Source organism: Pseudomonas sp. PAMC 25886, assembly GCF_000242655.1.
Classification (GTDB): Bacteria; Pseudomonadota; Gammaproteobacteria; order Pseudomonadales; family Pseudomonadaceae; genus Aquipseudomonas.
Genome location: NZ_AHHC01000039.1, coordinates 1 through 12,756 on the forward strand (window position 1 = coordinate 1; position 12,756 = coordinate 12,756).

12 protein-coding genes are annotated in these 12,756 nt (G+C 61.7%); 8 read left to right on the plus strand and 4 right to left on the minus strand.

Translation table 11 applies throughout. The annotated features are described in order from the left end of the window. Positions 1-2,151: bifunctional lysylphosphatidylglycerol flippase/synthetase MprF (gene mprF / locus MUM_RS0112330; RefSeq protein WP_010170036.1), on the plus strand; the 2,151-nt coding region annotated here is incomplete at its 5' end. Beyond that, a complete protein-coding gene (locus MUM_RS0112335; RefSeq protein WP_010170038.1) occupies positions 2,151-3,437 on the plus strand; it encodes a virulence factor family protein in 1,287 nt (428 codons plus the stop codon). The genes mprF and MUM_RS0112335, both read left to right, overlap by 1 nt. Before the next feature lie 54 nt (positions 3,438-3,491). Here MUM_RS0112335 and MUM_RS0112340 read toward each other — a convergent pair whose 3' ends face one another. Further along, positions 3,492-5,393, minus strand: coding sequence for a potassium transporter Kup (locus MUM_RS0112340; protein ID WP_010170040.1), 1,902 nt, complete (start codon positions 5,391-5,393; stop codon positions 3,492-3,494). Between the two features lie 301 nt (positions 5,394-5,694). On the opposite strand from MUM_RS0112340, the gene rimO reads away from it, so the two are divergent. From rimO to tsaA, 5 genes are all read left to right on the plus strand, one after another. Next, complete coding sequence (rimO, locus tag MUM_RS0112345; RefSeq protein ID WP_010170042.1) at positions 5,695-7,035, plus strand: 30S ribosomal protein S12 methylthiotransferase RimO; 1,341 nt, start codon at positions 5,695-5,697, stop codon at positions 7,033-7,035. A 103-nt stretch (positions 7,036-7,138) separates the two neighbouring features. Beyond that, positions 7,139-7,612 carry a GNAT family N-acetyltransferase gene (locus MUM_RS0112350; protein WP_010170043.1) on the plus strand — a complete coding sequence of 158 codons (474 nt, stop codon included), beginning with the start codon at positions 7,139-7,141 and terminating at the stop codon, positions 7,610-7,612. A 71-nt stretch (positions 7,613-7,683) separates the two neighbouring features. Next, the gene (locus MUM_RS0112355) at positions 7,684-8,394 is read left to right on the plus strand and encodes an rRNA pseudouridine synthase (protein ID WP_003208627.1); all 711 of its coding nucleotides are present in this window, start codon (positions 7,684-7,686) and stop codon (positions 8,392-8,394) included. Between the two features lie 76 nt (positions 8,395-8,470). Next, entirely contained in the window at positions 8,471-8,932 is a 462-nt protein-coding gene (locus tag MUM_RS0112360) for a DUF1456 family protein (protein ID WP_010170047.1), read from the plus strand. Between the two features lie 4 nt (positions 8,933-8,936). After that, complete coding sequence (tsaA, locus tag MUM_RS0112365; protein ID WP_010170049.1) at positions 8,937-9,632, plus strand: tRNA (N6-threonylcarbamoyladenosine(37)-N6)-methyltransferase TrmO; 696 nt, start codon at positions 8,937-8,939, stop codon at positions 9,630-9,632. Positions 9,633-9,747: 115 nt separating this feature from the next. Here tsaA and fpr read toward each other — a convergent pair whose 3' ends face one another. Next, entirely contained in the window at positions 9,748-10,527 is a 780-nt protein-coding gene (gene fpr, locus MUM_RS0112370; protein WP_003189055.1) for a ferredoxin-NADP reductase, read from the minus strand. A 124-nt stretch (positions 10,528-10,651) separates the two neighbouring features. On the opposite strand from fpr, the gene MUM_RS0112375 reads away from it, so the two are divergent. Beyond that, positions 10,652-11,578, plus strand: a complete 927-nt coding sequence (locus MUM_RS0112375; protein ID WP_010170057.1) for a LysR family transcriptional regulator — start codon at positions 10,652-10,654, stop codon at positions 11,576-11,578. On the opposite strand, the gene MUM_RS0112380 is transcribed toward MUM_RS0112375, so the two are convergent. Both MUM_RS0112380 and erdR read right to left on the minus strand, forming a co-directional pair. Next, the gene (locus MUM_RS0112380) at positions 11,575-11,937 is read right to left on the minus strand and encodes a diacylglycerol kinase (protein WP_003208635.1); all 363 of its coding nucleotides are present in this window, start codon (positions 11,935-11,937) and stop codon (positions 11,575-11,577) included. The genes MUM_RS0112375 and MUM_RS0112380 overlap by 4 nt on opposite strands. 75 nt (positions 11,938-12,012) lie before the next feature. After that, positions 12,013-12,663 (minus strand): response regulator transcription factor ErdR, encoded by a 651-nt coding sequence (gene erdR, locus MUM_RS0112385; RefSeq protein WP_003208636.1) that lies wholly within the window; start codon positions 12,661-12,663, stop codon positions 12,013-12,015. Between the last annotated feature and the right edge of the window lie 93 nt (positions 12,664-12,756).

The following is a 12,756-nucleotide window of genomic DNA, read 5'->3' on the forward strand; positions in this document are numbered from 1 at the left end:
CCGCCACTGGCTGCGCTGGCCACCTTGAGCAACCTGCCCGCCGCGTCCAACGCGCTGCATTTACCGGCCAGCCTGCTCGGCGGTATCGCCGGCGCGGTGCTGTTGCTGACAGCAGCGCTGTGTATCGGCATCTACCGCCGTCGCCTGCCGGAACAACCGTACCCCGACAACCTGCTGGTCAAGGCCGGGCGCCGCACCCTGCGCCTGCCGGGCCGTCGCCTGACCTTCCTGCAACTGATCATCACCGCCCTCGACGTCGCCGCCGCCGCCACCGTGCTGTATATGCTGCTGCCGGAAGCGCCGCCCTTTGGCCCGTTCCTGCTGGTGTACCTGCTGGCCCTGGCCGCCGGCGTGCTCAGCCATGTACCGGGCGGCGTCGGGGTGTTCGAAGCGATCCTGCTGGCGGCCTTTGCCGACAAGCTCGGCGCCGCCCCACTGGCTGCCGCATTGCTGCTGTACCGGATGATCTACGTGGTGCTGCCGCTGTTGATCGCCTGTGTGTTCCTGCTGGTCAATGAAGCCCAGCGCCTGTTCCAGACGCAACAAAGCCTGCGGGCGGCCTCCGGCCTCGCGGCACCGATCCTGGCCGTACTGGTTTTTTTGTCCGGCGTGGTCCTGCTGTTTTCCGGCGCAACCCCGGAAATCGACTCACGCCTGGAAAACATCGGCTTCCTGATTCCTCATCGCCTGATTGACGCTTCGCACTTTGGTGCCAGCCTGATCGGCGTGCTCTGCCTGTTGCTCGCACAAGGCCTGCGTCGCCGGTTGTCCGCCGCGTGGATGCTGACCATGGTGCTGCTGCTGACCGGCGCCCTGCTCTCGCTGCTCAAGGGTTTCGACTGGGAAGAAGCCAGCCTGATGACCATGACGGCGGTGCTGCTGGCGATCTTTCGGCGCTCGTTCTATCGCGCCAGCCGCCTGACCGAACTGCCGTTCTCGCCGCTGTACCTGGTGGCCAGCGTGTGCGTGCTCGGCGCGTCGATCTGGCTGCTGTTGTTTGCCTATCAGGATGTGCCTTACAGCCATCAGCTGTGGTGGCAGTTCACCCTCGACGCCAACGCCCCGCGTGGCCTGCGCTCGCTGCTGGGCGCTGCCGTGGTGCTGGTGGTGGTCTCGCTGACCTGGCTGCTGCGCACGGCGCGCCCGATCATCCACCTGCCGACACCGGATGAACTGGAGCGCGCCACCAAGATCCTGATGAACTCGGCGCAACCCGATGGCGGCCTGGCACTGACCGGCGACAAAGCCCTGCTGTTTCACCCCAACGACGAGGCGTTCCTGATGTACGCCCGTCGCGGTCGCAGCCTGGTGGCCTTGTATGACCCGATCGGCCCGACCCTGCAACGGGCCGAGATGATCTGGCAGTTCCGTGACCTGTGTGATATTCACCATGCCCGCCCGGTGTTCTACCAGGTGCGCGCAGAGAACCTGCCGTACTACATGGACATCGGCCTGACCGCGATCAAGCTGGGTGAAGAAGCCCGGGTCGACCTGAAACGCTTTGACCTGGAAGCCAAGGGCAAAGAGATGAAGGACCTGCGCTACACCTGGAACCGCGGGACCCGCGATGGCCTGTCCCTGGAGATCCACGAACCCGGCCAGGCCCCGATGGAGGAGCTGAAAGTCATCTCCGACGCGTGGCTGACAGGCAAGAACGTGCGGGAAAAAGGCTTTTCCCTGGGACGATTCAGCGACGACTACCTCAAGCACTTTCGCATTGCGATCATTCGCTTCGAAGGGCGCCCGGTAGCGTTTGCGAACCTGCTTGAGACCTACAGCCATGACCTGGCCAGTCTCGACCTGATGCGTGCGCACCCGGACGCGCCGAAGTTGACCATGGAATTCATGATGGTCGGCCTGATTCAACATTATAAGAACCATGGCTACGCCCGCTTCAGCCTCGGCATGGTGCCGTTGTCGGGCCTGCAACCACGACGTGGCGCCCCGCTGACCCAACGCCTGGGCTCGATGGTGTTCCGCCGTGGCGAGCAACTGTATAACTTCCAAGGCTTGCGCCGCTTCAAAGACAAGTTCCAGCCTGACTGGGAACCCCGTTATATGGCCGTGCCCGCAGGACTTGATCCGCTGGTGGCACTGGCCGACACCGCCGCCCTGATTGCGGGCGGCTTGACTGGATTGGTGAAACGCTGATGATTCGACGCTCCTGGCGGTATGTATTGGCATTTTTGGTGGTACTGGCACTGATTCTCGGTGGCGGTTACTGGTACTGGAACCGCCCTGCACCGCAACCGACTCTGGAACAACTGCCACAGGCCGATGGCACCGTCCTGACCCGCGTAACCCCGGGCACCGCGCCCAAGGCCCGCGTGGCCGTGGCCGTGCTGGCCGACGAAACCCTGACCGACAGCCAACTGATTGCCCTGAGCCAGGGCGGCGCGGCGCAGATCGTCCAGGTGATCCTGCCCAAGGAAGACTGCAAGCTGCAGGAACAAGCCCTGCAGACCGCCCTCGGCCAGCTTAAAGGCCCGGCGACGCTGGTCAGCGGCATCGGCCCTGGCGCAGCCCTGGCCTGGCGCTGGCTGGCTGCTCAGAACGATGACAAGGCCAACGCCATCTCCGTCGGTTTCGCCCTGGCACAACCGGGCTGCAACGACCCGCTGCCGAAAACCTCGGCCCACGGCAGTTGGCTGGTGGCCTGGAACGATAACCCTGACGATGATGCCGCCAGTTTCGTACGCGACACACCGCGCGCCACCACCAGCATCAGCGACTACGACGTTCACTACCCGCAAGTGCTGAACAACGAACTGCGCAAGCAACTGGTGGGTTCGGACAACGGCGGCCTGGCGATCCCGGTGGTCGAAGTGCCTGCCGGCCAGGCCAAGGACACCGTCACCCTGTTCCTCTCCGGAGACGGCGGCTGGCGTGACCTGGACCGTGACGTGGCCGGAGAGATGGCCAAGATCGGCTACCCGGTGGTCGGCATCGACACCCTGCGCTACTACTGGCAGCACAAGACCCCGGAACAAAGCGCCAAGGACCTCACCGAGCTGATGCAGCACTACCGGCAGAAGTGGGGCACCAAGCGCTTCGTGCTGACCGGCTACTCGTTCGGCGCCGACGTGCTGCCGGCCATCTACAACCGCCTGCCGGAAAGCGAGCAGCAGCGTGTAGACGCAATTATCCTGCTGGCCTTCGCCCGCACCGGCAGCTTCGAGATCGAAGTGGAAGGCTGGTTGGGCAACGCCGGCAAAGAAGCCGCCACCGGCCCGGAAATGGCCAAGCTGCCAGCGGCCAAAGTGGTGTGCATCTACGGTGCCGAAGAAGTCGATGAAAGCGGCTGTACCGACAAGACTGCCGTCGGCGAAGCGGTGAAGCTGCCTGGCGGCCATCACTTCGACGAGAATTACCCGGCGCTGGCCCAGCGCCTGGTGGACATCATCAATAAGCGCCAAGGCACCCCCAAGGCCGAATAAGCGCCCACAAAAAAGCCCCCGCTGCCGCAAGGCACCGGGGGCTTTTTGTTGGGCTTACATTTCTACCTGGGTACCCAGCTCGATCACCCGGTTAACCGGCAGCTTGAAGAAGCGCAGGTTGCCGTTGGCGTTCTTGAGCATGAAGGCGAACAACCCTTCGCGCCAGCGCGCCATACCCTTGATGCGGGAAGCGATCACCGTCTCGCGGCTGAGGAAGTACGTGGTGCGCATCGGACTGAAATCCAGGTCATCCAGATGGCACAGCTTCAGCGCCTCGGGCACGTCTGGCTCATCGGTAAAGCCGAAATGCAGGATCACCCGGAAGAAGCCTTCGCCGTAGGCATCCACCTCAAAGCGACGTGCGACCGGCACTCGCGGAATGTCTTCGTAGACCACCGTCAACAGCACTACTTGCTCGTGCAGTACCTGGTTATGCAACAGGTTGTGCAACAGCGCGTGGGGCACGGCATCGGGCCGCGCAGTGAGGAACACCGCCGTGCCCTGGACCCGGTGGGGCGGCTGCACACGGATACTGCTGATAAAGATCGGCAACGGCAGCCCGCCCTCATCCAGGCGGTCCACCAGCAGTTGCTTGCCACGCTTCCACGTGGTCATCAGCACGAACAGCACAATCCCCGCGAGTACCGGAAAGGCACCACCCTGGACGATCTTCGGCACGTTGGCAGCAAAGTACAGCCCGTCCACCAACAGGCAGCAGACCAATACCGGGACCGCCAGTATGGGTGGCCATTTCCACAGCAGCAGCATTACCGCCGACACCAGGATGGTGGTCATGAGCATCGTACCGGTCACCGCCACGCCGTAGGCCGAGGCCAGTGCATTGGAGGACTCAAAGCCCAGCACCAGCAGGATCACGCCAACCATCAGCGACCAGTTCACCGCGCCGATGTAGATCTGGCCTTGTTCGGCGCTGGAGGTGTGCTGGATGTGCATGCGCGGGATATAACCGAGCTGGATCGCCTGGCGAGTCAGGGAGAACGCGCCGGAGATGACCGCCTGGGACGCGATCACCGTAGCCAGCGTGGACAACACCACCAGCGGGATCAGCGCCCAACTCGGCGCCAGCAGGTAGAACGGGTTGCGCGCGGCCTCAGGATCGCCGAGCAGCAAGGCGCCCTGGCCGAAATAATTGAGCACCAGCGCCGGCAACACCAGCATGAACCAGGCGCGAGCGATGGGTTTGCGACCGAAGTGGCCCATGTCGGCGTACAGCGCTTCGGCACCGGTCAGCGCCAGCACCACCGCACCGAGGATCGCCACGCCAATACCCGGGTGGGCCTCGAAAAAACGCACGCCCCACATCGGGTTCATGGCGTTGAGCACTTCCGGATGCTGGGTGATGCCATAGGCGCCGAGGCCGCCCAGCACCAGGAACCAGGTCACCATTACCGGCCCGAACAACTTGCCGATGCGGTCGGTACCGTGTTTCTGGATCAGGAACAGGGCCACCAGCACAATCAGGGCGATCGGCACGACCCATTTTTCCAGGCCATCGAAGGCCAACTCCAGACCCTCAACCGCCGATAACACGGAAATCGCCGGGGTGATCATGCTGTCGCCGTAGAACAGCGCCGCGCCACACAGGCCACAAACCACCAGGAAACTGCGCAGCCGCTTACGCTCGCCCGCCGCCCGTCGCGCCAACGCGGTCAAGGCCATGATGCCGCCTTCTCCCTGGTTATCGGCACGCAACACGAACAGCATGTATTTGATCGAGACCACCCAGATCAGCGACCAGAAGATCAGCGCCAGGATCCCCAGCACACCGTCATGGTTGACCTGAACCCCATAACCGCCGGTAAACACCTCTTTAAGGGTGTAGAGCGGGCTGGTGCCGATATCGCCATAAACCACCCCCACCGCCGCCACCAGCATGCCGATCGGCTTTGCGTTGGACTGCTCGGCACCTGCTGCCTGACTACTTGCCTGACCCATCAACCACTCCTGCCCTTTGACCTGCGGTCTTTTATAAACAGCGCGCCTGCTGCGGGCGCCTATGCTGTCCACAGCATGCGCTGTTTTACTTCTCGTTACAGACGATTTATTGACCGAGGAAATTCACTCAGGTGCAACGGCGCGAAGCATAGCGCAGCACTCGTCGTATTTCCCTGCATAAAGCTGGTCAAGAGCGATTCCCGTCGCTAGAATTGCGCACTTTTTGATCAGAGGCGCGCTAAGCGCCCGTCCGCCGCCTTTCGTGCACGACTGGCGGCGTCATTCAATACCGAGGTTAGACATGTCCACCACCATCGCAAAAGCCAACCCCAAGGTAGGCTTTGTATCCCTGGGCTGCCCAAAGGCTCTGGTCGACTCCGAACGCATCCTTACGCAGCTGCGCATGGAAGGTTATGACGTCGTGTCCACCTACCAGGACGCGGACGTGGTGGTGGTCAACACCTGCGGCTTCATTGACTCCGCCAAGGCAGAGTCCCTGGAAGTGATCGGCGAGGCCATCAAGGAAAACGGCAAGGTGATCGTCACCGGCTGCATGGGCGTGGAAGAAGGCAACATCCGCAACGTGCACCCGAGCGTGCTGGCCGTGACCGGCCCGCAGCAGTACGAGCAGGTGGTCAACGCCGTGCACGACGTAGTGCCGCCGCGCCAGGACCACAACCCGCTGATCGACCTGGTGCCGCCGCAGGGCATCAAGCTGACGCCGCGCCACTACGCCTACCTGAAGATTTCCGAAGGCTGCAACCACAGCTGCAGCTTCTGCATCATCCCGTCGATGCGCGGCAAGCTGGTGAGCCGCCCGGTGGGCGACGTCCTGGACGAGGCCCAGCGCCTGGTCAAATCCGGCGTCAAAGAGCTGCTGGTGATCTCCCAGGACACCAGCGCCTACGGCGTCGACGTCAAATACCGCACCGGTTTCTGGAACGGCGCGCCGGTGAAAACCCGCATGACCGAACTCTGCGAAGCCCTGAGCAGCCTCGGCGTCTGGGTGCGCCTGCACTACGTTTACCCGTACCCGCACGTTGACGAACTGATCCCGCTGATGGCCGCCGGCAAGATCCTGCCGTACCTGGACATCCCGTTCCAGCACGCCAGCCCGAAAATCCTCAAGGCCATGAAACGCCCGGCCTTCGAAGACAAGACCCTGGCGCGCATCAAGAACTGGCGCGAGATCTGCCCGGAACTGATCATCCGCTCCACCTTCATCGTCGGCTTCCCGGGCGAGACCGAAGAAGACTTCCAGTACCTGCTGGACTGGCTGACCGAGGCCCAGCTGGACCGCGTTGGCTGCTTCCAGTACTCGCCGGTTGAAGGCGCGCCGGCCAACCTGCTGGACGCTGCGATCATTCCGGACGACGTCAAGCAGGACCGTTGGGAGCGTTTCATGGCGCACCAACAGGCCATCAGCTCGGCGCGCCTGCAACTGCGCATCGGCCGGGAAATCGAAGTACTGATCGACGAAGTCGACGAGCAAGGCGCGGTAGGCCGCTGCTTCTTCGACGCGCCGGAAATCGACGGTAACGTGTTCATCGACGATGCCAGCGGTCTGAAGCCAGGCGACAAGGTCTGGTGCACCGTGACCGACGCCGACGAGTACGACCTGTGGGCTGAAAAACGCGCATAAGGTGTAAAGAATTGAAAAAGCCCTGCTTCTGGACAAGATGCGGGGCTTTTTTAGGTCTATCGTTTTGCCCATCAGCGCCAATCATCGGCAAGGGGCAGCGGGCATGCGTCAGCATTCGGTTATCCATACACCCAAATCCAGCGACTATCAGGAACTGACCCGTATTTGGGAGGCATCGGTGCGGGCCACCCATGATTTCCTGCCGGACAGTTACATCGAGTTGCTGAAAAACCTGGTGCTGACCCGCTACCTCGACGCGGTGATGCTGATCTGCACCAAGGACTCACGCCAGCGCATCACCGGGTTTGCCGGAGTGGCGGCGGGCAAGGTCGAGATGCTGTTTATCGACCCCGCGCACCGTGGCCAGGGCCTGGGACGGCAATTGTTGCGCTATGCCATCGAGTGCATGAACGCCGACCAGTTGGACGTCAATGAGCAGAACCCGCAGGCCCTGGGCTTCTACTTCAAGCAGGGCTTCGAGGTGATCGGACGCACCGAGCATGACGGCATGGGGCAGCCCTATCCGTTGCTGCACATGCGTTTGCGCCAGGCCCAGCAACAGGCGCGCCGCGGCTAAATGAAATGGAGCCGGGATTAACCGGCGCCACACAGGTACAATAGCCGCCCCCTTTTGTTTCGGCCCTTGTCATGACTGAACCCCTACGCCTCTCCAAACGCCTCATCGAACTGGTCGGTTGCTCCCGTCGGGAGGCTGAGCTGTTCATCGAAGGCGGCTGGGTCACGGTGGATGGCGAAGTGATCGACGAGCCGCAGTTCAAGGTCACCACCCAGAAGGTCGAACTTGACCCTGAGGCCAAGGCCACCGCGCCGGAGCCAGTGACCATCCTGTTCCACGCCCCTGCGGGTGTGGACGCCGAGACGGCCATGGCGTCGATCAACGCCGAGACCCTGTCGGAAGAACACCGCTTCAGCAAGCGCCCGCTCAAAGGCCACTTCCTGCGCCTGACCGCCAGCAGCGACCTGCAAGCCAAGGCCAGCGGGCTGTTGGTGTTCACCCAGGACTGGAAGATCCTGCGCAAGCTGACGGCTGACGCGAACAAGATCGAACAGGAATACGTGGTGGAGGTGTCCGGCGACATGGTCGCCCACGGCCTGAACCGCCTGAACCACGGCCTGACCTACAAAGGCAAGGAATTGCCCGCGGTGAAAGCCAGCTGGCAGAACGAGAACCGCCTGCGCTTTGCGCTGAAAAACCCGCAACCGGGTGTGATTGCCTTGTTCTGCGAAGCCGTTGGCCTGAAAGTCGTCGCCATTCGACGCATCCGCATCGGCGGAGTCTCCATCGGCAAAGTGCCGGTAGGCCAATGGCGCTATCTGTCCGGCAAAGAGAAGTTCTGACACCTCTTTTGTCGCCGAATCGTAAGGCACCGCCTGCCTGGGCGGTGCTCACAGTTGAATGACCAGGATTGCCCACATGATTCACAACGACGTACTGCGCAGCGTGCGCTACATGCTCGACATCAGCGACAACAAGATGGTCGAGATCACCAAGCTCGGCGGCATGGAAGTCACCAAGGACGACCTGCTGACCTACCTCAAGAAAGACGAGGAAGAAGGCTTCGTGTTCTGCCCGGATGAAGTCATGGCGCACTTCCTCGACGGCCTGGTGATCTTCAAGCGCGGCAAGGACGAAAGCCGTCCTCCGCAGCCGATCGAACTGCCGGTGACCAACAACATCGTCCTGAAGAAACTACGCGTCGCCTTCGAACTGAAGGAAGACGACATGCATGCGATCCTCAAGGCTTCCGAGTTCCCGGTGTCCAAGCCTGAACTGAGCGCGCTGTTCCGCAAGTTCGGCCACACCAACTACCGCACCTGCGGCGACCAGTTGCTGCGCAACTTCCTCAAGGGCCTGACCCTGCGCGTTCGCGCCTAAGCCCGTGACCTACAGCGTCTCGCCCATCGGCTTTGTCCGCTCCTGTTTCAAGGAGAAGTTCGCCATCCCGCGCCAGCCTCAACTGGCGCCTGCCGCTCGGGGCGTGGTGGAGTTGGTGGCGCCGTTCGATCAGGGTGAGGCTGTGCAGGGCCTGGAGCAGGTCAGCCATGTGTGGCTGCTGTTCCTGTTCCACCAGGCGCTGGAAGACAAGCCACGGCTGAAAGTGCGTCCGCCTCGTCTGGGCGGCAACACGTCCATGGGCGTGTTTGCCACTCGCGCGACGCACCGGCCCAATGGCATTGGCCAGTCGGTGGTCAAGCTGGACAAGGTGGAAGACGGCCGCCTGTGGATATCCGGCATCGACCTGCTGGACGGCACGCCGATTCTCGACATCAAGCCGTACGTACCGTACGCAGACATCGTTGACACCGCGACCAACAGCATCGCCAGCGCCGCGCCAGCGCTGATTCCTGTGCAGTGGCTGAAGACGGCACTGCAACAGGCAGAAGGCCACGCTCAGCGCCTTGGCGAGCCATTGGTGGCGCTGATCGAGCAGTGCCTGGCACAGGATCCACGGCCGGCGTACCAGACGCCGGGGCCGGAGCGGGAATACGGGGCACAGTTCTGGGACGTGGATGTGCGCTGGCACTACCCCGAGGCCGGGATGATTTGTGTGCTGGAAGTGATTGCCGCCAAGTAAATCCCGGAAACGAAAAAGCCCGCGCTGCCTGTGAAGGCAACGCGGGCTTTTTAGTCGCACCAAAGTCATGTGGCGAGGGAGCTTGCTCCCTCGCCACAAAAGCAAATCGGTTCCCTTATTTCTCGACGAACGCACGCTCAATCAGGTAGTCACCCGGCTCACGCATACGCGGGGAAACCTTCAGGCCGAAGCTGTTCAACACTTCGCTGGTTTCATCCAGCATGCTCGGGCTGCCGCACAGCATGGCACGGTCGTCTTCAGGATTGATCGGCGGCAGGCCGATGTCGCTGAACAGCTTGCCGCTGCGCATCAGGTCGGTCAGGCGGCCTTCGTTTTCGAACGGCTCGCGGGTCACGGTCGGGTAGTAGATCAGCTTGTCACGCAGGGCCTCGCCGAAGAATTCGTTCTGCGGCAGGTGCTCGGTGATGAATTCGCGGTAAGCGACTTCGTTGACGTAACGCACGCCGTGGCACAGGATCACTTTTTCGAAACGCTCGTACGTTTCCGGGTCCTGGATCACGCTCATGAAGGGCGCGAGGCCAGTACCGGTGCTGAGCAGGTACAGGTGCTTGCCCGGCTTCAAATCGTCAAGCACCAGGGTGCCCGTCGGTTTTTTGCTGATGATGATCTCGTCGCCTTCCTTCAGGTGCTGCAATTGGGAAGTCAGCGGGCCATCGGGCACCTTGATGCTGAAGAACTCCAGATGCTCTTCCCAGTTCGGGCTGGCAATGGAGTAAGCGCGCATGAGCGGGCGGCCATTGGGCTGTTGCAGGCCGATCATCACGAACTGACCGTTCTCGAAGCGCAAGCCCGGATCGCGGGTGCACTTGAAGCTGAACAGAGTGTCGTTCCAGTGATGAACACTGAGGACACGCTCGTGGTTCATGTTGCTCATGTACGGGGGACTCCTGGAAATGGGTCTGCGCCAACTGTTGGATGCGCAATTGCACAGCATTCTAATGGCGGCGACAATATCTGTTAACTGGATTATTAAGATAAGGGTTATCGGTTATATAGATATGCGATTTACTCTACGTCAACTGCAAGTCTTCGTCGCCGTCGCCCAGCAGGAAAGCGTCTCGCGCGCTGCTGGCCTTCTGGCCTTATCTCAATCCGCCGCCAGCACCTCGATCACCGAGCTGGAGCGCCAATCCAGCTGCCAATTATTCGACCGTGCGGGCAAACGCCTGAGCTTGAATGCCCTCGGTCACCAGCTATTGCCCCAGGCGGTGGCGCTGCTGGACCAGGCCAAGGAGATCGAGGACCTGCTCAACGGCAAGTCGGGCTTCGGCTCCCTGGCGGTCGGCGCCACACTGACCATCGGTAATTACCTGGCCACGCTGCTGATCGGCAGCTTTATGCAGCAGCACCCCGAGAGCCAGGTAAAGCTGCATGTGCAGAACACTGCGCATATCGTGCATCAGGTGGCGCACTACGAAATTGATCTGGGTCTAATCGAAGGCGACTGCAGCCACCCGGACATCGAGGTGCAAACCTGGGTGGAAGATGAACTGGTGGTGTTCTGTGCGCCCCAGCATCACCTGGCCAAACGCGGCCAGGCCACTATGGAAGAGCTGACCCATGAGGCGTGGATCCTGCGGGAACAAGGCTCCGGCACGCGCCTGACCTTTGACCAGGCCATGCGCCATCACCGCAGCGCGCTGAATATCCGCCTGGAGCTGGAACACACCGAGGCGATCAAGCGGGCCGTGGAGTCAGGTTTGGGGATTGGCTGTATTTCACGGCTGGCGCTGCGCGATGCCTTCCGGCGCGGCAGCCTGGTACCGGTGGAAACCCCGGACCTGGACCTGGCCCGGCAGTTCTACTTCATCTGGCACAAGCAGAAGTACCAGACCTCGGCGATGCGCGAGTTTCTTGAACTGTGCCGCGCCTTTACCGCCGGGGTGCAGCGCAGCGACGAGATTGTGTTGCCCACCATCGCCTAGATCAGGATGACGGCCCACACCAGGGTAATCATGGTCAGCGCGACGAACTGAGCGGCGCTGCCCATGTCCTTGGCGTTTTTGGACAAGGGGTGCAGGTCCAGGGAAATCCGGTCGATCGCCGCCTCGACTGCCGAGTTGAGCAACTCGACGATCAACGCCAGCAGGCACACGGCAATCAGCAACGCCCGCTCCACCCGGCTGACGTTCAGGAAGAAACTCAGCGGGATCAGGATAACGTTGAGCAACACCAACTGACGAAACGCCGCCTCGCCGGTGAAAGCCGCGCGCAGGCCATCCAGGGAATATCCCCCCGCGTTGAAGATACGTTTGATACCGGTTTGACCTTTGAAAGGCGACATAGAGTAGGCAACTGAGCAAAAAGGTGTGGGGAAACTAGAGCAAGCAAAGTCAAAAAAACGTGAATGAACAGCGTCTTAGTGCTGCGAAATTGACTCAAGTTGTTGCAAGAGCAGCGCCGCCTGGGTTCGCGTACGTACGCCCAGCTTGCGGAAAATCGCCGTGACGTGAGCCTTGATGGTCGCTTCCGACACGCTCAACTCATAAGCAATCTGCTTGTTCAGCAGGCCTTCGCAGACCATGGTCAGCACGCGGAACTGCTGGGGCGTCAAGCTGGCCAGGCCATCGCGGGCGGCCTTGGCTTCGTCCGAGACATTGATCTCTTCAAAGGCTTGCGGTGGCCAGGAGACGTCGCCGTCCAGCACCGTGCGCACGGCTTTCTGGATGTCTTCCATGGAACTGGACTTGGGAATGAAACCGCTGGCGCCGAACTCCTTGGAGCGCACCACCACCGAGGCCTCCTCCTGGGCCGAGACCATCACCACCGGAATCTGCGGGTATTGCCCGCGCAGCAGCACCAGCCCGGAAAAACCATAGGCGCCGGGCATGTTCAGGTCCAGCAGGACCAGGTCCCAATCGGATTTTTCGGTGAGGCGGGTTTCCAGCTCGGCAATGCTGGCGACTTCGACGAGGCGTACATCCGGCCCCAGGCCCAGCGTGACCGCCTGGTGCAGCGCGCTGCGAAACAGCGGGTGGTCATCGGCAATCAGGATTTCGTATGTGGCCATTTATTAAATGATCCTGTTTTTTAGGGTGGCACTGATGGGTTCAGTGCTCGCCAACGCGCAAGGTGGCTGCCAGGCCAGCAGTCACCAAAGGGC